At 62.3% G+C, this 18,733-nt stretch carries 23 protein-coding genes; 11 read left to right on the top strand and 12 right to left on the bottom strand.

The features are described from left to right. The first annotated feature begins 73 nt into the window (after positions 1 to 73). On the top strand, positions 74 to 1,720 hold the full coding sequence (locus NKH03_RS01440) for a CHASE domain-containing protein (protein WP_352966806.1): 1,647 nt from the start codon (positions 74 to 76) through the stop codon (positions 1,718 to 1,720). Positions 1,721 to 1,817: 97 nt separating this feature from the next. Here the strand turns inward: NKH03_RS01440 and NKH03_RS01445 are convergent, their stop codons facing one another. The 6 genes from NKH03_RS01445 to NKH03_RS01470 all read right to left on the bottom strand — a co-directional run bounded on the left by NKH03_RS01445 (position 1,818) and on the right by NKH03_RS01470 (position 5,268). Then, positions 1,818 to 2,063, bottom strand: a complete 246-nt coding sequence (locus NKH03_RS01445) for a YMGG-like glycine zipper-containing protein (RefSeq protein ID WP_023757387.1) — start codon at positions 2,061 to 2,063, stop codon at positions 1,818 to 1,820. 83 nt (positions 2,064 to 2,146) lie between these two features. Next, positions 2,147 to 2,473, bottom strand: a complete 327-nt coding sequence (locus NKH03_RS01450; RefSeq protein ID WP_352871880.1) for a hypothetical protein — start codon at positions 2,471 to 2,473, stop codon at positions 2,147 to 2,149. Between the two features lie 111 nt (positions 2,474 to 2,584). Then, positions 2,585 to 2,842, bottom strand: coding sequence for a hypothetical protein (locus tag NKH03_RS01455; protein WP_352966807.1), 258 nt, complete (start codon positions 2,840 to 2,842; stop codon positions 2,585 to 2,587). A 44-nt stretch (positions 2,843 to 2,886) separates the two neighbouring features. Further along, entirely contained in the window at positions 2,887 to 3,918 is a 1,032-nt protein-coding gene (locus tag NKH03_RS01460; protein WP_352871876.1) for a sensor histidine kinase, read from the bottom strand. A 187-nt stretch (positions 3,919 to 4,105) separates the two neighbouring features. Continuing rightward, positions 4,106 to 4,270 (bottom strand): DUF1328 domain-containing protein, encoded by a 165-nt coding sequence (locus NKH03_RS01465; RefSeq protein ID WP_006203859.1) that lies wholly within the window; start codon positions 4,268 to 4,270, stop codon positions 4,106 to 4,108. Positions 4,271 to 4,473: 203 nt separating this feature from the next. Further along, entirely contained in the window at positions 4,474 to 5,268 is a 795-nt protein-coding gene (locus NKH03_RS01470) for a response regulator (RefSeq protein ID WP_352871874.1), read from the bottom strand. Between the two features lie 222 nt (positions 5,269 to 5,490). On the opposite strand from NKH03_RS01470, the gene NKH03_RS01475 reads away from it, so the two are divergent. Both NKH03_RS01475 and NKH03_RS01480 read left to right on the top strand, forming a co-directional pair. After that, on the top strand, positions 5,491 to 5,694 hold the full coding sequence (locus tag NKH03_RS01475) for a NepR family anti-sigma factor (RefSeq protein ID WP_352966808.1): 204 nt from the start codon (positions 5,491 to 5,493) through the stop codon (positions 5,692 to 5,694). Positions 5,695 to 5,697: 3 nt separating this feature from the next. Then, complete coding sequence (locus tag NKH03_RS01480; RefSeq protein WP_027037058.1) at positions 5,698 to 6,249, top strand: sigma-70 family RNA polymerase sigma factor; 552 nt, start codon at positions 5,698 to 5,700, stop codon at positions 6,247 to 6,249. A 34-nt stretch (positions 6,250 to 6,283) separates the two neighbouring features. Here NKH03_RS01480 and NKH03_RS01485 read toward each other — a convergent pair whose 3' ends face one another. Then, positions 6,284 to 6,688 carry a response regulator gene (locus tag NKH03_RS01485; RefSeq protein WP_502910878.1) on the bottom strand — a complete coding sequence of 135 codons (405 nt, stop codon included), beginning with the start codon at positions 6,686 to 6,688 and terminating at the stop codon, positions 6,284 to 6,286. A gap of 341 nt (positions 6,689 to 7,029) precedes the next feature. Here NKH03_RS01485 and NKH03_RS01490 point away from each other — a divergent pair, with 341 nt between their 5' ends. Together NKH03_RS01490 and NKH03_RS01495 are read left to right on the top strand one after the other, a co-directional pair. Beyond that, positions 7,030 to 7,356 carry an ElaB/YgaM/YqjD family protein gene (locus NKH03_RS01490; RefSeq protein WP_023757377.1) on the top strand — a complete coding sequence of 109 codons (327 nt, stop codon included), beginning with the start codon at positions 7,030 to 7,032 and terminating at the stop codon, positions 7,354 to 7,356. Positions 7,357 to 7,368: 12 nt separating this feature from the next. Beyond that, a complete protein-coding gene (locus tag NKH03_RS01495) occupies positions 7,369 to 7,827 on the top strand; it encodes a hypothetical protein (protein WP_352966809.1) in 459 nt (152 codons plus the stop codon). Positions 7,828 to 7,915: 88 nt separating this feature from the next. Here NKH03_RS01495 and NKH03_RS01500 read toward each other — a convergent pair whose 3' ends face one another. Continuing rightward, on the bottom strand, positions 7,916 to 9,448 hold the full coding sequence (locus tag NKH03_RS01500; RefSeq protein WP_352966810.1) for a sensor histidine kinase: 1,533 nt from the start codon (positions 9,446 to 9,448) through the stop codon (positions 7,916 to 7,918). 137 nt (positions 9,449 to 9,585) lie between these two features. On the opposite strand from NKH03_RS01500, the gene NKH03_RS01505 reads away from it, so the two are divergent. After that, on the top strand, positions 9,586 to 9,759 hold the full coding sequence (locus tag NKH03_RS01505; RefSeq protein ID WP_023757374.1) for a hypothetical protein: 174 nt from the start codon (positions 9,586 to 9,588) through the stop codon (positions 9,757 to 9,759). Between the two features lie 29 nt (positions 9,760 to 9,788). Here the strand turns inward: NKH03_RS01505 and NKH03_RS01510 are convergent, their stop codons facing one another. Next, positions 9,789 to 10,709, bottom strand: coding sequence for a diacylglycerol/lipid kinase family protein (locus NKH03_RS01510; RefSeq protein WP_352966812.1), 921 nt, complete (start codon positions 10,707 to 10,709; stop codon positions 9,789 to 9,791). 277 nt (positions 10,710 to 10,986) lie between these two features. On the opposite strand from NKH03_RS01510, the gene NKH03_RS01515 reads away from it, so the two are divergent. Beyond that, entirely contained in the window at positions 10,987 to 12,291 is a 1,305-nt protein-coding gene (locus NKH03_RS01515) for a PRC-barrel domain-containing protein (RefSeq protein WP_352966813.1), read from the top strand. 50 nt (positions 12,292 to 12,341) lie between these two features. On the opposite strand, the gene NKH03_RS01520 is transcribed toward NKH03_RS01515, so the two are convergent. After that, a complete protein-coding gene (locus NKH03_RS01520) occupies positions 12,342 to 13,913 on the bottom strand; it encodes an alkaline phosphatase family protein (RefSeq protein ID WP_352966816.1) in 1,572 nt (523 codons plus the stop codon). Positions 13,914 to 14,139: 226 nt separating this feature from the next. Here NKH03_RS01520 and NKH03_RS01525 point away from each other — a divergent pair, with 226 nt between their 5' ends. The 4 genes from NKH03_RS01525 to NKH03_RS01540 all read left to right on the top strand — a co-directional run bounded on the left by NKH03_RS01525 (position 14,140) and on the right by NKH03_RS01540 (position 17,201). Next, positions 14,140 to 15,072, top strand: coding sequence for a VOC family protein (locus NKH03_RS01525; protein WP_352871857.1), 933 nt, complete (start codon positions 14,140 to 14,142; stop codon positions 15,070 to 15,072). A 3-nt stretch (positions 15,073 to 15,075) separates the two neighbouring features. Further along, entirely contained in the window at positions 15,076 to 15,696 is a 621-nt protein-coding gene (locus NKH03_RS01530; protein ID WP_352966818.1) for an alpha/beta hydrolase, read from the top strand. Between the two features lie 2 nt (positions 15,697 to 15,698). After that, positions 15,699 to 15,998 carry a GNAT family N-acetyltransferase gene (locus NKH03_RS01535; RefSeq protein WP_023763762.1) on the top strand — a complete coding sequence of 100 codons (300 nt, stop codon included), beginning with the start codon at positions 15,699 to 15,701 and terminating at the stop codon, positions 15,996 to 15,998. A 144-nt stretch (positions 15,999 to 16,142) separates the two neighbouring features. After that, positions 16,143 to 17,201 carry a dipeptidase gene (locus NKH03_RS01540; protein ID WP_352966819.1) on the top strand — a complete coding sequence of 353 codons (1,059 nt, stop codon included), beginning with the start codon at positions 16,143 to 16,145 and terminating at the stop codon, positions 17,199 to 17,201. A gap of 6 nt (positions 17,202 to 17,207) precedes the next feature. Here NKH03_RS01540 and NKH03_RS01545 read toward each other — a convergent pair whose 3' ends face one another. After that, positions 17,208 to 17,468, bottom strand: coding sequence for a hypothetical protein (locus NKH03_RS01545; RefSeq protein WP_352871851.1), 261 nt, complete (start codon positions 17,466 to 17,468; stop codon positions 17,208 to 17,210). Further along, complete coding sequence (locus NKH03_RS01550; RefSeq protein WP_502913476.1) at positions 17,465 to 18,730, bottom strand: aminomethyl transferase family protein; 1,266 nt, start codon at positions 18,728 to 18,730, stop codon at positions 17,465 to 17,467. The genes NKH03_RS01545 and NKH03_RS01550 overlap by 4 nt, the downstream gene beginning before the upstream one ends. Positions 18,731 to 18,733 lie beyond the last annotated feature (3 nt).

The raw sequence follows: 18,733 nt of genomic DNA on the forward strand, positions 1-18,733 counted from the left end.
CTTGGCCTTGCCATTGTATTGGCACGGCGACTTGCCCATAAAGGCCCGACATGCCCAGGGATCGCATCATCCGTTGAAAAGGTTTTTTCCAATCGTCGCGTTCATTGCCGTCGCGCTGATCAGCATGACGATGGCGGGGTTTGCTTATTTCGCGACGCAAGAGGCCGCCCGCATCAAGTTCGAAGCGACAGCCGACGACGCGCTCAACCGGATCGAGAGCCGCATCGACCTGCACCTCTCGCTGCTGCGCTCGACGCAGGCCCTGTTCGATGCCCGCAACGGCAATATTTCCGGCAACGAGTTCAACGCGTTCTTCAAAGCGCTCGATGTCGACAGAAACTTTGCCGGCTTGCGCGGCATCGGCTATCTCAGGCTGGCAAGGGCTGGAGACGAGGCGGCGATCGAACGCGATATGCCGCACGACCATGGCGTCAGCCATCCAATCTATCCTGATACCACGCAGCCCTGGCGCACCCCCGTCGTGCTGTTCGAGCCGCTGGATCCTTCCAACCAGACCAGCGTCGGCTACGACATGTTCAGTGAACCGGTGCGGCGCGCGGCGATCGAAAAAGCGATGTCGGACAACCAGCAGCACGCCAGCGGGCTGGTGCAGCTGGGTCAGGACACCGGTGCCGCGCAGACGTTCACCGGCTTCCTCGTCTTCGTTCGGCTCGATGTGGAAACCGCACCCGATGCCATCAATGCGCCCGGATCCTCCACAGCCGGTTTTCTCTATGCGGCCTTTCGAGCTCGCGACCTGTTCCAGACCGCGCTCAGCCGGTCACCGCTGCTGCCGGTCAACACGGAAATCTACGACGGCGACGGCGCCGTGAGCGGCGACAATCTGTTGTTCCGGTCTGAGACGCCACCGGCTTCGACCTTCGGGGACAGGCTGCTGGTCACACGCAAGATCATTGTGGCCGGGCGGCCATGGACTGTTCTGTTCCGGCCGACGAGCGCCTTCTCGCAGCCTTCGTCGCGCGCCATTCCGGTGATGCTGGGGCTGTTCGGCCTGCTGTTGGCGGGCGCCATCGCGCTGGTGGCGCGTTATCAGGAACGGGCCTATGAGGCGGCGTCGCGTTTGCACGAGACGACGGAAAAGAGCCTGCTCGAAAAAGACCTGATGCTGCAGGAGATGAAGCATCGCATCAAGAATTCGATCACCAGGGTGCTGGCGATCGCGCGGCAGACGGCTTCGCGGGCCACCGACGTCAATGAGTTTTCCGCATCCTTCTCGGCCCGGCTCCAGGCGATGGCGGCGTCCCAGGACATGCTGACGCGCTCGCGCTGGCAGAAAGCCGATCTTGGCGATCTCTTGCGTATCGAGCTCGGCCAGGTGTTCGGCAAGGAGCTGCCCGAAGGGCTGTTGTCAGGGCCGCAGGTGCTGCTCGACGAAACCACGACGCAAGCGCTCGGCCTGACCTTTCACGAACTGGCGACGAATGCGCTGAAATACGGCGAAGCCGGCAATTCGGCCAATTCGCTCAAGGGGGACTGGGCGCTGAAAGTGGACTGGTCGCTCGAAGGGCGCGGGCGTGACAGGACGCTGGCTCTCAACTGGCGCGAAACCGGGCAGAAGAAATTCGAAGCGCCCGCCAAGACCGGATTCGGTACCAAGCTGATAGACCTCAACGTCACGCGCGAATTGCGCGGCACGATCAAGCGCGATTTCCGGGCCAATGGGCTGAACGTGGAAATCAGAATCCCTCTGGCGAGCTGACGGCGATCGTCAGGCGGCCAGGATCAAGCATCCAAACATCGAAAATCCGGAGGCCGGCCGACCGGTCTCCGGATCAACGTTTCGATTATCGCCCGAACTAGTTGCAGCGAGCCGTGTAGATCCGGCCGCGATGATCGCGATACTGGCAATAGCCATTGCGCAGATTGCGCACCAGCAGGCCGGAACCGGCACCCACGGCCGCGCCGATCAGCGCGCCCTTGCCGCCGCCGACCAAGCCGCCGACACCGGCGCCAATCAAGCCGCCGCCAACCACGTCCTGTTCGGTCGAGGTGCAGCCACTGACCGCCACCACCGCAACCATGGCGATAATCATCTTCCGCATAGAGTCACTCCTCACTTTGTGTCCTCACTTTAATAAGCTCCAACCGCCATTTAGCATGAAATGGAGGCCTTTGCTGCTGCAATCTATTGTTGCCGAAGATAGTCTTTTTCTGGGCGCACCGTGTTCGACGCCATCACGACGCTGGAAATCGCCAGGGAAGCGTCGAGCGTGCCGTCCGGATGCACATTCCAGACGATCTGGTCATAGTCGTCTTCCAGAGCCGGATCGACCGAAAGGCACTTGCCCACGATATGCTGAGCCTGCCCCTGGACATCGCTCATCGCAAACGGCCGTTCGGCAATGCATTGGTCAGCGGTTTCGAAGACACTTACAGGAACCTGGAGTTCACGGCAGTCGGCCATCGTGTTCGAGCAGCCGATGACCAGCAACAATGCAGCGATGTGTTCCATGGCGGAAAAGTCCTCCCGCCACAGTAACGGTCCATATTGGACAAAGTTCCTGCATCGCAAGGCTTACCAGCTAATTAGGATGGGGCGGGCTGGGCGCGCCGGGCTTCGACGTCAGAAAGCCAACTGGAAGAGCACGGCTGCGAGTACAACCGCGGCCAGACCTAAGGCGAGAAGGCGCAGTGAGGCATGGGGGACAGGTGGTACGGACGCCTCGGAGTCCTCAAACTCGCCCATGGAGATACGAGCGGCCTGTTCCAGTCTGTTCATATCGGCAACCGTCAAGGCATTCCTCCCGCACCATGCTGCAAGTCCTGCCGCGGCAATGTCCGGCGATGCAACAGGTTCCAGCGGTATCTGGAAAAACAGCATCCGCTTTTATGGTGAACACCCGGTTAAGGATCGGCGTCGGTCGCTCATTCCGTCTCGAAATTGCCCCGTGGAACGACAAGGCGGTATTCGAGGCGACCAGCCTCGATTTCAAGCGTCGCCGTGCCGTTCAGCGACGCCGGCACGACCCGTTCAAGCGCGACGCTGCCGAAGCGCTTCTCGCTACGCGTGATATCATTGGCTCCGATCGTCTCGGCCCATGTCAGAGACAGGGAGGTCCCGGTGTCGGCCGCGGGCAGGCTGGCTGTAACCTCGACGAACCCATCCGGCCGCGACAAGGCGCCATAGCTCACCGAGTTGACGGCGAGTTCATGCATGGCGAGGCCGATATGCAGGGCAGCGTTCGGATTGAGATAGGGGTTTGCCCCCTGAAAACGCAGGCTGCGCACCGGATCTCCGCCGTAGCGGCCAACCTGGCCCGATACCAGTTCGCGAAGTGCGGCGCCTCTCCAATTGGAGGAGGTCACGAGATCCTGGGACGAAGCCAGCGATTGCAGCCGGCCGCGGAAGCGTGTCAGGAAATCACCGATGCTGTCGGAGTAGCGCCCGGTCTGGGTGGCTATGCTTTGAATGATCGCCAGCAGATTCTTCGAGCGATGACTGACTTCGCGCAGCAGCGTCGTCAGGGTCTGCTCACGGCGTTTCTGCTCGGTCGTCTCGACCATGGTGGTGACGACGCCTTGCACCGTGCCGCCATCGCCGTGGTCGGCATCGATCCAGACTTGGAACCAGCGGATGCCATCCTCGACGGGAACGCTGATCTCGAGACGTTGCGGGTTGCCGGATGCAATGACGTCGCGCTTGGCCGCGCCAATGCGGTCGGCCTGCGCCGCCGGCAGGATGCCGTTGCTGTCGGCGGTGTCGGAAACCCAGGGCGCGCGCATGTTGCGCGCCCATACGGTTTTCATCTCGCGATCCTGATAGAGAACGGAAATGCCGGCATTGTGCAAGGCGTGGAGAAGAGCCCGGCCAAGCTGCATACCGCTTTCGGCAGGATGCAGGGCGATGACTTCATCGCTTTGCACGTCGTCCTTCCTATCTCCGGTTCTGGAACGCATCGGCCAAACTGTCCACCCAACTCAGGCTGAACGGCTCACTGTTGAATGGGTTCCAAAAGAGATTCCCGAAACCAGCCTCCAAAAGCGGTCCGCCGGACAGTGCCCTTTGCAGGATACCGCCCGGCGGTGACTGGAAACCGTTTGAGGGGTGCGGCTTCCAGTGTTCGCTCGGATGATCGCTCGGCCCTCACGCCCGTCTGAATAGGCCCGCAAGAAGCGAAATGATCAGGAAAGCGAGAAAGATGAAAAACAATATCTGCGCTATGCCAGCAGACGTACCGGCGATGCCGCCGAAACCAAGCGCGCCGGCGATGATTGCCACGACGAGAAATACGAGCGCCCAGTAAAGCATGGTCCATCTCCTTCGAATGGTGCGATGAAAACGTGGGTAGATGCGGTTTGTTCCACCCTTTGCCGAAAAAGACGATGCTTGCAAATCGTTCGAAGCCGGAGGTGCGGCAATTTCGCCGATGATGAATCCGGCTCGCCACAAAGCCGCCCGATGTATCGCATCGGGCGGTCCTCAATGTCGTGCCGGCAGGACGTGCCGCGAGTCTAGGCGGCGGCTTTTGCCTGGCGATCGAAGAACAGCGCCTGGCTGATCAGCGCCTTGACCATATCGGGATTGAACGGCTTGGTGACCAGGAAGGCCGGTTCGGGACGTTCGCCGGTCAACAGACGCTCGGGAAAGGCGGTGATGAAGATGACCGGCACCGATGTCGACGACAGGATCTCGTTTACCGCCTCGATGCCCGAACTGCCGTCGGCGAGCTGGATGTCGGCCAGCACCATCTTTGGCCGTGTCTTGCCGAACATCATCACCGCCTCGGCATGGGTGCGCGCCGTTCCGACGACGCGGTGCCCGAGGCTCTCGACCATTTCCTCTATATCCATGGCGATTAGCGGTTCATCCTCGATGATCAGCACGTCGGTTGCCACCTGGCGGGAAATCTCGTTGCTTGCCTGGGCAAGCAGCTCTGAAAACTCCTGGTCGCCGACATCGAGAATCTCCGCCGCCTCGTCCTCGCTGAAACCTTCGACGGCGACGAGCAGGAAGGCCTGGCGGGGGAGCGGCGCTATAGCATTCAGATTGGCGGCGGCGCGCTGTTCCCATGCCGACTGCACCTGCTCCTGCGGGACGCGGATGGCGACCGATGTGAACAGCTTGGCGAAAACCTTGTACAGCGCGATACGATCGCTCGATGCCTCGGGGAAGATATCGACATCGGCGATAATGGCTTCGAGCATCGCGGCGACCAGCGCGTCGCCACTCTCCTGCGATCCGGAAACGGCCCGCGAGAAGCGGCGCAGGAACGGCAGATGTGGTGCGATGGTGGCGGATAAGCTCATGATAGGACGTCTCCCTCAGAATGACGTAATTGCATAGATTGCAGATTAAGCTGATTGCAACCCCGGTCAAACAACGCTGGTCCTGAGAAAAAGTTCCGATCTCGATGGAACTAATGCGGGCAGACGGCGTTTAGGCGCCGGGATGGGCAACCAGACGAGGGTGCCGCTTGCGTTTGTTGAGTCTGTTGTGAGCGGCTTGGGTTCTGGGAATACAAGGGCAAAATGAAGGATATGACGAAAGATATTCTAGCTGGCGCCGCGGAGAGGCGCCGGAACGGTTCTGGTGACGCCCTCGGGCCGAACTCCGAAATCGGACGCAAACTCAAACAATATTACGACGAGCTGGTCTCCGACGATGTGCCGGATCGCTTCGCCCAGTTGCTCAGCCAACTGGAACAGGCCGAACCCGCACAGAAGAAGGACTGAGGCATGGCAGCGGTCTCCCAAGGCTTCAAGACCGATTTGCTTGGGGCGATCCCGAGCTTGCGCGCCTTTGCCGTGTCGTTGACGCAGAATGCCGACAAAGCGGACGACCTCGTCCAGGAAACGCTGGTCAAGGCATGGGACAAGCATGAGAGCTTCCAGCCCGGCACCAATCTCAAGGCATGGCTTTTCACGATCCTGCGCAATGAATTCTATTCGCAGATGCGCAAACGCGGGCGCGAAGTGCAAGACAGCGACGGCATCATGACGGCCAGGCTTGCCGTTCATCCGGCCCAGCATGGCCAGCTCGATCTGAAGGATTTTCGCGGCGCCCTTGAACAATTGCCGGAGGACCAGCGCGAAGCCATCATCCTTATCGGTGCGTCGGGTTTCTCCTACGAGGAGGCGGCCGAGATTTGCGGTTGCGCGGTCGGGACGATCAAGAGCCGCGTCAGCCGGGCCCGCACGCGCCTGCAGGAGATCCTGAAAATATCGGGCGAAGACGAGTATGGTCCGGATGCGATTTCGGCCCAGGTAACGGGCTCGCCAGCCAGCTGACCCGCGATCGCCAGGCGCGGGTCGAAATCTTGTCTCAACCGGGAGCAGAACGTCCGCAGGCCGCCGCCACCGCCTGCACGAGGTCTTCGCCCGAATAGGGTTTGCCGACCAGCCTGACACCCGGAAACGATGCCTTGATTTCATCGGCATCCGAATAGCCCGACGCGAACACGAAAGGAACGCCCGCCGCGCGCAGCCCCGACGCGAAATCGAGTGTCGAGGCGCCGCCCAGCATGAGGTCGACGATGGCCGCATCGAATTGCAAGGCGACCTCCCGGCCATCGACCTCGGTCAGATCGCGCGCGATCACCACCTCACCGGCGCCGTGGTCACGGCAAAGCTGCTCGACATCCATGGCGATAAGAAATTCGTCCTCCAGGACGAGAATCCGCAATCCGTCGAGCAATGTGGGCACAGGCAAGGACTCCTTGAAACGCATAGACTCATGATCGCTAATCGGCGTGCTGTCATTTAAAAAAGACATGTGGCAGGCGGCGGAACCTCAATCCTTGCAACGCGTTGAAATGCAGCTCTTCCAAAGAGCGGGCTTTCGAAGAGGGGTCGAAATGTCAGCGCAGGACAATCGCGCTTTCTCCAGCCGCCAGTATCCTTGCGAGAACTGCCCGTTGCGGCCGCCGGCCGCTGATCTGACGAAGCGCTTTTTTTACTATGTCGGCGGACAGGGTGCGCGCGGACGCGTTTTCGGCTAGTTTGTCCCTGGTGTCGGAACCTTGAGACACGCGGCGCGTTTGAAACCAAGCAATCACAAGGAGTTAAGCAATGGCAACTGCCGCAGGAAAGACCGCAAGCGACGCCCGTGCGAATGCGGACCTCGAAGCCGACATCAGGCAGCTGAAGGCCGATATCGACAAGCTCACCAAGCAGTTGGCCAAGACCGGGGAGCATGGCTATGGCACGGCGCGCCGTGCGGCCACTGAAGGGGTCGAGCAACTGCGTGCGCAAGGCGAAGCCGCCTTCGACAGTCTGCGCAGCAACGCCAAGGACATCGAAGCTCAGATGATGGCCAGCGTGCGCGAAAAGCCGGTGACGTCACTGGCGATCGCTGCCGGCGTCGGCTTCCTCTTCGCGCTCCTCGCGCGTCGCTAATCGCATCCTCGGATGGGAATGCTCGCATCCCTGATTTCCGGCCTGGCGTCGGGCGAAACCGCTGCCGCCATCCACCGGGCGCGCACGGCGGCAATCGTCTATGGGCTCGCCATAACGGCAGCGCTCTGTGGCCTCGGCTTTCTGGTCGGGGCAGCCTATATCTGGGCGGCGACGCGCTACGGGTCGCTTGCCGCCGCGCTGGGCTTTGGCGCCGGTTTCCTGGTGCTTGCCGGGCTGATCCTGCTGATTTACCTGATATCCGCGGGCTCGCGCGCTCGGCGCCGGGCGCAGCGCCGCAATGCCGACATGAAAGCAATCGGCATCACCGCCGCACTGGCCGTGCTGCCGACGCTGCTCAAGGGAAAGGGCGGTCTCGGTGTCATTCTGGGTCCGGCCGTGGCGCTCGCGGCTTACGCGATCTACCGCGAGAATGTGAAATCCGACGATCCAGATGAGAGCGAGCGGAAATAGGTCGTTTTTCTCTTTGACCAGGATCTCTGGACAAACGGAACCGTTTGGCCGCGAGAACCGGGTTTCCACTTTTCGGGATCATGGTCCGTCACTTCGACAGATCCTCCAGCGGCATCGATATTTCGGCAAACACGCCTTCCGGCCGGAACTCATGGGTCACTTCGCTTGAAACGACCTTGGCAAGGCCGCGGCGGATGAGGATCGAGCCGAAGCCGTGCCGCTCCGGCGGAGCGACTTGCGGGCCGCCGCTTTCGCGCCAGGTCAGCACAAGGCGTCGGGCACCCTTCCTGCCTTGCGTCCTCCAGTCGAGATCAACCTTGCCTGATACCACCGACAGCGATCCATATTGCAGTGCATTGCTGCCCAGTTCATGCAGGATCAGGCCAAGACCGATAGCCTGGTCGGGCGACAGCAGCAAATCGTCGCCGGAGATCGTCATGCGCGGCTGCTCTGCCGTTTCGAAAGGCCTGACCTCGATCTTGACGAGTTCACGAATGCCGATGCCGCGCCACTCGCGGTCCGACAACAAATTGTGGGCGATGCCCAGGGCCTGAAGCCGGGCGCCGAAGGCTTCGAGGAATTCGCTCGGCTGGCGGGCATGGCGCACGGTCTGCGTCGCCAGTGCCTGGACCGTCGCCAACGTGTTCTTGACGCGGTGGTTGACCTCACGCAGCAGCAGCCGTTGCCGCTCGTCGCCAAGCTTGCGCTCTGATATGTCGTAGTTGACGCCGAAGATCAGCGTCGGCTTGCCGTCGCCGCCGCGCTCGATGACGCGGCCACGCGTGGCGAGCCAGCGTGGCGGATGAAAGCCCTTCACCCGGTATTCGCCGAAATAGTCGTCGCTGCCGGTCAAGACATCGCGAAAGCGGGTTTTGGTCTGATAGACGTCGCGCGGATCGATGGCGGTGAGGATGTCGCGTGCCCGCAGCCGGTTCGAGCGCGGCAGGTTGAACAGTTCCGACAGCAAGGCGTCGCATTCGATGATGTCGGTGCGGATGTCCCACGCCCAGCTGGCGAGCGACGCCGCATCGAGCGCGATGGCGCGCCGCTTTTCCTCACGCGCCAGTGCGGCCTCGGCGATGGCGCCGCTGCGGGTGGCGTCCTTCAAGGTGAAAAGGCTGGCGGCGAGGCCGGCGAGCGCCTTCAACTGGTCGAGTTCGGCGCGGGATGGAAAGGCATGCGGCTTGCGATCGAGCACGCACAGCGTGCCGATGCAGGCACCTGCGGCGATCATCGGCGCGCCGGCATAGAAGCGGACATGGTGCTTGCCGGTGACCAGCGGGTTGGCCCTGAAACGGGGGTCCATCGTTGCGTCCGCGACCACCATCGGTTCGTTGCCGGCGGCAATCGCATGGGCGAAGAAGGAGGTGTCGGTCGCGGCTTCGGTCTCGTCCAGGCCGAAGCAGGATTTGAACCATTGCCGCCCATGGTCGACGAGCGTGACCAGGGCGATCGGCACCTGCATCACCGCCGCGGCAAGGCTGCTGATGCGGTCGAAATCCGGGTCGGCCGCAGTATCCAGTATCTCCAGCCCATGCAGCACCGCCAGCCGGTCTTCGTCCTCGACCGCGCGCGCAACTTCGGCCGGCAAATCCGGCACTATCTCCGCCTTGCTATTCACCCAAGTCCCCAATGCCCGGTCTTCGTCTTCGCCCCCGCGCTGTCTTCGTCGACCCGGAACCATCCTAGCGAGGAACCGTTACCTGACAATATTGTGCCGGACGCGTCACCTGGTGCAAAACGAGATAAGGACCGACCATGCCCAAGATCATTCCCGAAAACAAAGCGCGTCAGGGGCGATGGGGCTGGCACGGCCTGCGCATTTTGATTGCCGCGCTGTTGCTGGCCTTCGCAGCCTGGGGCATCGCCGAGATCTATGGTGAAATTGTCAAGACGCCGGCGACAGAGCAAGGAAGTGCGCCGAGCGGCTAGATTTTCGGGCTTCGTGGTTAGAGATCGCATCAGGCGGCCTTTGCCTCGGCGACGCTGGCCGGCACCAGCACATTCAGTGCGCCAGGGTGGATTTCGATCGTCGTTTCACGGTCGAGACGGACCAGTTCTCCATCCATCACGGCGCGAAACTTGCTGCTCCCCGAATGGATTTTCAGGACCGTTTTGCTCGCCTGATGGATTTCGACATGTTCGTTGTCGCGCCATTTGCCGCGCGCCATGTTGAAGAAGAATTTGACCAGTTCGGCGCGCTGCCGCGCCACCGTGACATAGACGCCAAGCACGCCGCCCGCCGGGTTGTCGGCGTAGGGCAAGTGGCCTTCGCCGAACAGATTGTTGGTGATGCCGATGCCGGTAATGCGGGCCGCCATCTCGGCTTCGCCGATGCTGAGCGTCACGTTCATCGCCGGTGGATTTTTGATCGTCACCCAAGCCGCCCTGACCGAGGCACGGATCTTTCCCAGCCGCGAACCGAACTCCATTTTTTGGCGCAGTTGCACCATCTTCGCATGCATGCCGATCGAGAACTGGTGGATGAAGGGTCGGCCGTTGGCAGTCGCCATGTCAACCGCGATGATTTCGCCGTCGGCGAAGGATTTGAGCGCGGCATCGAGCGACTGCGGAATACCCAGCCCGCGTGCGAACAGGTTCATGGTGCCGGCCGGCAATATGGCGAGCGCCTTCTTCGTGCCCATCAGCCGGGCAGCCGCGGCGGAAATGGTCCCGTCGCCGCCGCCGGCCAGCACGACGTCGACGGAGCGGCGTGAAGCCGCGCTGTCGAGCGTTTCCACCACATCCTTGCCTGCGACAATCTCGATGCTGAGAGAGTGACCTGCCGTCTCCAGCGTCTGATGCATCCTGTCGGAGAAAGCGGCAAGGTCAGTTGTGCGTAAGGTGCCACCATCCCGGTTCAGCACCGCCGCGAATTTCATGCCCGCTCCCGTCATTCGGTTGGACCGGGACAGACCCAGCCGCAGGCTGAAACGCGGCGAAGCGGGAAAGGTTCCGCTCGAGAGCAATTGACATTCGCTCGGGTCGCTCTGCGACCAAGGTTACATCGCTCGGTGCTTTCTGGCACGGACGCCCGCGCTTTTTGTCGGAACAACAGCATGCTCACGACGTTGTGAAGCTGTAAAAGACGCCGCGTCCGATCTCTTTTAGCGACGATGAGCGCGGCGTGCACGAAATCAGGCACGAGGAGAGAACATCATGACCCGCAACCTCTTAGCCACGACCGCACTCGCAGCGCTGGTCGCGACCGGGGCCTACGCGCAGAGTACGACAACCCCGGCACCTGCGGATGCACCTGCCGTACAGGAGCCGGCCGCTCCGGTAGTGCGCGCGGAAGGCAGCATCGTCACCAACATCGTCGGTGAATCCGTCTACAACGGCACCGGCGACGATGCCGAGAACATCGGCAAGGTCACTGACGTCGTCTTCGACAAGGATGGGCAGGCGAAATCCGTCATCATCGGCGTCGGCGGTTTTCTGGGTGTCGGAGCGAAGAACGTCGCTTTCGACTACGACAAGCTGCAATGGGCCGAAAAGAACGGCGACCGCTGGCTGGTTGCCCCGACGACCAAGGACGAGCTGACGGCGCAGGCAGAATTCGATAGCAAGCCTTACGCTCCTGCACCTGCCGCATCGACCGCGGCGCCAACAGCACCCGCGACGACGGATACCGCGCAAAAGCCTGTCGACATGAACGCCGCTCCGACGGAACCGGTGAAGCGCGCCGACGGCAACCTTGCCACCAACATCCTCGGCGAAACCGTCTACAACGGCACCGGCGATGACGCGCAGAACATCGGCAGCGTCAACGATATCGTTCTGACCAAGGAAGGCAAAGCGCAGTCCCTGATCATCGGCGTCGGCGGATTCCTCGGTATAGGGGCCAAGAACGTCGCCTATGATTTCAACAAGGCCAAATGGGCCGAGAAGAATGGCGATCGCTGGCTGGTGGCCCAGACCACCAAGGAAGAGCTGCAGGCGCAGCCGGATTTCGACCGCAAGGCCTATGATCCGCTACCGGCAACGACGGCTTCCAATGCGCCGCCAGCAACCGCACCGGCCGCCGCACCTTCTGCCACGACCGCTCCCACCGTCGCTCCGGCGGACAAGACCGCGGCTGTTCCGACGGCTCCTGACCAGACACAGACCGCAGCCATCGACAAGTCCGCGCTGACCGAAATGCCGGTTGGTGAGATCCGCGCCGACGATCTGAAGGGCACCACCGTCTACGGTGCCAACGATGCCAAGGTCGGCGTGATCGGCGACGTCGTCTTGACCCCCGACAAAAAACCCGATGCCGTGATCGTCGATGTCGGCGGCTTCCTCGGCATTGGCGCGAAGGAAGTCGCGGTCGGTATGGATAATCTCAAATTCATGACCGACAAGGACGGCAACAAGTATCTCTACACGACCTTCACCAAGGAACAGCTCGAGGCTCAAACCGCCTATGAAAAGGGCAGCTATGCCGAGAAGCGCGATCAGCAGCGCATGATTGTGCGGTAGCTCGGTTCAGTCTTGAAGACGGTCCGCCCCAGCAACGGGGCGGACCTTTTTCATGTCAGGCGCGGAGGGAGACCGGCGGCGCGGCCTGCAATTCCGTGCTCGGTGAGTTCGGCCAGTGCCAGCGACTGGTCGAGATGTTCGGCACGCCAGGCAAGCAGCCGTTCGGCAAACTCCAGCCGCACGGCGAGATGCTTTGGGGAGGCCGCGAGATTGTGCAGTTCGCCCGGATCGCTTTCCAGATCGAACAGCAGCGGCGGCAGGCCGCCACCGAAATGCACATATTTGAATCTTTTCGTGCGGATGACGGCGAGATTGCACTGGCGTGAGGCGATGCCGAAATGGCGTTCGGCCTCACCTTCGGCAACCGAGCGGAAGTCGAACTCCCAATGCGCGGCATCGCGCCAGGCTGCAGGGTTCTTGCCGTCCAGGAACGGCCTCAGCGAATGGCCGTCGAGGTGCGGCGCGGGATCCTCGCCGAGCAGGTCGAGAAGCGTCGGCACAAGGTCCACCGCTTCGGTGAAGCGATCGACGCTGCCGCCGGCCGCCTTGCGGTGACGCGGATCGCGGATGATCAGCGGAATGTGGTAGCTGCCGTCGAAGTAGCCGCCCTTGCCCAGCATGAAATGGTCGCCCATCATCTCGGCATGGTCCGATGTCAGCACGATGATTGTGTCGTCCCACGCGCCCGCGGCCTTGACCGCTTGCCAGACGCGGCCGAGCTGCGCGTCGACCTCGGAGATCATGCCGTAATAGATCGCGCGGAGGCGGCGAAAGTCTTCATTGCTCCAGTCATGCACCATGCCACTGGCGTCGGGACGGAACTTGGCCTGCTTCTGCCGGCCGAGGTCATAGGCGAGATAGGGATGGCTTTCCGCCTCTGTCTGCCAGCTTGCCGCGCGCTGGAAGGCGGGACCGTCTGCTGGTTCATACAGCGTGTTGTAGGGCTCCGGGACGATGAAGGGCGGGTGCGGGCTGATGAAGGACAGATGCGCGAACCAAGGTGATGCGTGCTCCTGCTCGCCGAGCCAGCGCGTGAATTCGCGGGTCAGGAACGCGGCCGGCGTTTCGTCCTCGGAATAGATAGGCGGCGCGTTGCTGACGCCGGCACCGGCCTTGCCGTCGGTCACCGGGCGGTGGATGTCGGGAGATCCGGCGCTGGTGTCGATACCTCGCTGCTTCAGCCAGGACAGCCACTGCTTCTGATGCTCAGGCAGCAACTGGCGCACCGTAAAGCCCGGCAGCACGCCTTCATAGCTTTGCAGCCGAGGGTCGCCCGGCGCCAGCAAACGTGGATCGAGCGACACGTCGGTGTAGCCGAACAGCGTCGGATCATAGCCAAGGCCGCGGGCCTGCAGCGCGATGTTGCCGTGACGGGCGTCGAGCGGCGTCCCATTGCGGCAGACGCGGTTGTTCATCTGGTAGAGGCCGGTGTAGAGGCACGCGCGAGCCGGCGAGCAGGGCGCAGCACCACCATAGTGCCGCTTGAACAGCACTCCCTCCGCGGCGAGCGCATCGGCATTCGGCGTCTTCACAAGCGGATGGCCCGCGGCCGACAGACAATCGCCGCGCCACTGGTCGCATGTGATCAGCAGAATGTTAGGCCGCCTGGCTTTTCCAGTCATTCGCGATACCCTTGTCACTGGATGGTCGAACGCCGCTCATGGAACCGAATTCCGGCGACGGCGCAAGTTTGTCTCGCGAGTCATTTGGTGAACAAACCTCTTTCCTTTGTTCACTTTTACAGCACAGTCCATTCTGTGTTTGCCGTCTTTGCCCAAAGCGCTCGCATCCTCATATTGGCGTGGACAGCGGCGAGGCCGCACAAGCACCAAGAGAAGGAGCAAGACAATGCTCGACCAGATCAAGGGCCTGCATCACGTCACATCGATGGCCAGGGATGCCCGGCAGAACAATGAGTTCTTCACCCAAAAGCTTGGCCAGCGCCGGGTCAAGAAGACCGTCAATTTCGACGCGCCCGATGTCTACCACCTCTACTATGGCGACGAGTCCGGGACGCCCGGTTCGGTGATGACCTATTTCCCGTTCCCCAACATCGGCAAGGGCCGTCATGGCGTCGGCGAAGTCGGCACCACGGTCTATTCGGTGCCCGAAGGTACGCTTGCCTACTGGGAAAAGCGTTTTGCCGATGAAGGCGTCACCGGCGTGTCGCGCGAAGAGGCATTCGGCGAGAAGCGTCTGGCCTTTGCTGGTCCCGATGGCGACGGTTTCGCGCTGGTCGAGGACAAGGCAGACGGCAGAGCGCCATGGGCGAAAGGCGGCATCCCCGTTGATGAGGCGATCCGCGGCTTCCATTCCGTGTCGCTCCGGCTGAAGGATGGCGGCGCTACCGAGGAGCTTTTGAAATTCATGGGCTACGAGGAGATCGAGAAATCAGGCAATGTCAGGCGGCTCGCTGTGAAGAACGGCAACGGCGCCGACGTCGTCGATATCGAATCGCTGCCGACCACGGCCTTCGCCGATCTCGGCGCTGGCTCCGTCCACCATGTCGCCTTCGCCGTCGAGAACCGCGCCAAGCAGCTCGAAGTGCGCAAGGCGTTGATGGACACTGGCTATGGAGTGACGCCGGTGATCGATCGCGATTATTTCTGGGCAATCTATTTCCGCACGCCGGGTGGCGTGCTGTTCGAAGTCGCCACCAACGAGCCGGGTTTCGATCGCGATGAGGATACCGCTCATCTCGGCGAGGCGCTGAAGCTGCCGACGCAGCACCAGCACCTGCGACCCTATCTCGAACAGCATCTGCAGAAGCTGGAAGGCTAGACCATGAGCAAGGACGCGTACATCCACAAGCTGCTGCCCGGTTCGCCGGGCGGTCCGCTGCTGTTCGTCTTCCATGGCACGGGGGCCGATGAGAACCAGCTTCTGTCGCTGGGGCGCGATCTCGCGCCGCGGGCAACCATCATCTCGCCGCGCGGCGATGTGTCGGAACAAGGTGCCGCGCGCTTCTTTCGTCGCACTGGCGAAGGCGTCTACGACATGGACGATCTGGCGCGGGCGACGGCCAAGATGGCGGGCTTCGTCAAGGCGCATGTCGAGGCGGCGAAGCCATCGGCCGTGCTCGGCCTCGGCTACTCCAACGGCGCCAATATCCTGGCCTCGGTGGTGTTTGCGGCGCCGGCGCAGTTCGAGGCTTCGGTGCTGATGCATCCGCTGATCCCGTTCGAACCGGAGGTCAAGGGCAGCCTTGCCGGCCGTCACATTCTCGTGACCGCCGGCAAGCGCGATCCGATCAGCCCGCCGAACCTGACGACGCGGCTCGAAGCCTATTTGCGTGCCGATGGCGCCGATGTCACAGTGGAGTGGCATGAAGGCGGGCACGAGGTGCGGCCAAACGAGATCGAGGCGGCACGGCGGCTCTTTGCCGGTGCTGCCCAAGGAGTATAGCGATGCCGGATCAACTGCCTGAGATCGAACTGGAGGATCGCGGTTCCAAGGGTCGCTACGTCCTTCGCGGGCCCGGTGGCGCCGAAGCAGAGATGACCTTCACCAAGATCGGCGAGCACCAGATCATCATCGATCACACAGAGGTACCAGACGCGTTTCGCGGCCAGGGTGCCGGGCTTCGGCTCGTCACCCGCGCCGTCGAGGATGCGCGCGCGGCGGGGAAAAAGATCATTCCGCTCTGCCCGTTCGCCAACGCCCAATTCCGCCGCCACAAGGAATGGGCCGACGTGCTGAAGCAGTAGGGATTTTGGCGTTCGCAAACGGCGCGGCAGGCGGCTGCGGTCTCACCGGGGTGGCTTTGGCATTTGCCCGGGTGGCGCATCCTGCCTAAGTAGATATGATCTATCGCAGCCACCTTGCCGACAAACGAATCGAATGATCCCCCCATGACCGAAACCGACCTCGTTCCCGTCTTCGACGGCCACAACGATACGTTGCTCAGACTCTATCAGTCGAAAGACACCGACGTCGAAAAGCTGTTCATAGAGGGGAAATCGGGCGGCCATATCGACCTGCCGCGTGCCAAGGCCGGTGGCTTTGCCGGCGGGATGTTCGCCGTCTTTCCGCCGCCTGTCGAGAAATCCAGGCGCAGCGCCGTGCCCTTGGCGCCGAGCCATGCCGAGCCGCTGCCGCCCGAGGTTCCGCGCAATGACGCGCTGACCTCGACGATTGCGATGGCCTCGATCCTATTCCGGCTGGAACGGGCCGGAGCGCTCACCGTCTGCCGCAGCGCCGGCGACGTGCGCAACGCCATGGCGCAAGGCTCGATCGCGGCGGTGTTCCACATCGAAGGGGTCGAGGCGATCGATCCCGAACTCACCATGCTCGACGTGTTGCACGCCGCCGGCCTGCGCTCGCTCGGCATCGTCTGGAGCCGGCCCAATGCCTTCGGTCACGGCGTGCCGTTCCGCTTTCCGTCCTCGCCCGACACCGGGCCCGGCCTGACCGATGCCGGCAAGGCGCTGGTCAAGGCCTGCAACCAGCTGAAGATCATGATCGACCTGTCGCATCTCAACGAGAAGGGTTTTCGCGATGTCGCCGCGCTCAGCGATGCGCCGCTGGTCGCCACCCATTCCAACGTGCATGCGATCTGCGGTCATTCGCGCAATCTCACCGACTGGCAGCTCGGCGCGATCCGTGAGTCCGGCGGCATGGTCGGGCTGAATTTCGCCACCGGCTTCTTGCGCGAGGACGGGCGCATGAATGCCGACACCAGCCTCGACATCATGGTGCGCCACGTCGATTCCCTGCTGCAGGCACTGGGGGAAGATGGCGTCGGCCTCGGCTCCGATTTCGACGGCGCCATGATCCCGGCCGTGATCGGCGACGTTGCCGGCCTGCCGAAGCTGCTCGATGCATTGGCCGCGCGTGGCTTCGGCCGCGCGCTGATCGAGAAGATCGCCTATCGCAACTGGCTCAACATGCTGGAAAAAACGATAGGTTAGGACGACCTATTGGAAGCCCATGCGCTTAAGCCAGTCCCTGCCGACGCCGCGAACGCGGATGATCGGCAGCGGATCTTCCGAATCGAGCCGTGCGCAGATGCGGTAGACTTCGAGCGTCTCGGCGTTCATCTCGTCGCGCTTGTAGAAAAACATGGCCGCGGCATAGCGCGTGCGGCCTGACCATTTTTCGCCGAGCGGCGTGTTGACCAGCTCCCACTGTTCGGCTGCTTCCCCGTCTCCATCCAGCTTGTCGGCTTCGTCGGTCATGAGCAGAAGTCCGCCGGCGGGTTGGCAGTGCGGCGGTCGAGCTTGACGAACGGCCGCGCCACCACCTTGGCTCGCTTCATCAGCTTCTGATACCGCAGCTCGCGCATGGCGTAAATCTCAACCCAGAGATCCTCGACCATGGTATCACCATATGGCCGCGCCAGCGAGGCGATGGCGATGTTGCGCTTGGCCATCGGCGACCACATGGCGGCGCTGACTAGGCCGACCTCCCGAGCCTTCTTGTGGTAGACGATGGCTTGTTCGGCCGGGATGTTGCCTTCGATCTCCAGCCCGACCAGCACATTGCGCAGCTTGCGTTTCGCTCTCGCCTCGAGGATGGCGCGGCGGCCGTTGAAATGGCCCTTTTCCAGATCAATCATGAAGCCAAGCCCGATCTCGTCGGGCATGCGCAAGCGGTCTGTGCGGATGGCGTGCTCGGCTGTGGTGAAATCCGTGTTGGCAACGATCAGCCCGGCCTCGAGACGCGCGCGGTTGAGCGCGGTGTAACCGATAGCGCGGATGCCGCGCGGTTCGCCCGCAATCATCAACCGGTCCCACAGGCTCAGCGCTTTGCCGTTCGGCACGAACAGTTCGTAACCGAGATCGCCGGTGAAGCCGGTGCGCGAAATGCTGACGGCACCGCCATCATGCGGGAAGTCGGCGAGGTCGAATATTTTCAACCGCTCGACGCCGGCGAAGCCGGCATCGCGCAACACGGCAAAGGAGGTCGGGCCTTGCAAAGCGAGGCCAGCGACGGCCTCGGTTTCTTCCTTGATTGTGACGTTGAATCCAATGGCGCTGTCGAGCAGCCAGGGCAGGTGCCGCTCCTGCGAACAGAGGCGGAAGTGGGTCGGCGACAGCCTAAACAGCGTGCCGTCGTCGAGGACAAAGCCCTCATCGTCGCACCAGGCGGTGTAGTGGACGCGGCCGGGCTTGAGCTTGGTGACGTCGCGCAGCGTGACACGATCGAGCAAGGCTTCGGCGTCCGGACCCTCGATCCGATATTTGGTCATCGGCGAAATGTCGAACAGCGCCGCCTGGCTGCGGATGGCGAAATATTCGAGCTCCTCGTCCCACAGCGAATGCGGGGCGCGGTAGCCGGCCCAATTGTACCAGTCCTGGGTTCTGGCCAGCGCATCGATGCGCGGCTGGAACGGCGTGCCCAGACGCAGCGTGCGGAAATGAGCCTGTGCGGCTGCTCGATCGGAAGCGGCTGCACCGGCTGTCTTTGCCATGGGCTTCTTTCTGTTTGCCTGAGCCATGGC

The organism is Mesorhizobium sp. M1406, assembly GCF_040317555.1.
Taxonomy (GTDB): Bacteria; Pseudomonadota; Alphaproteobacteria; order Rhizobiales; family Rhizobiaceae; genus Mesorhizobium.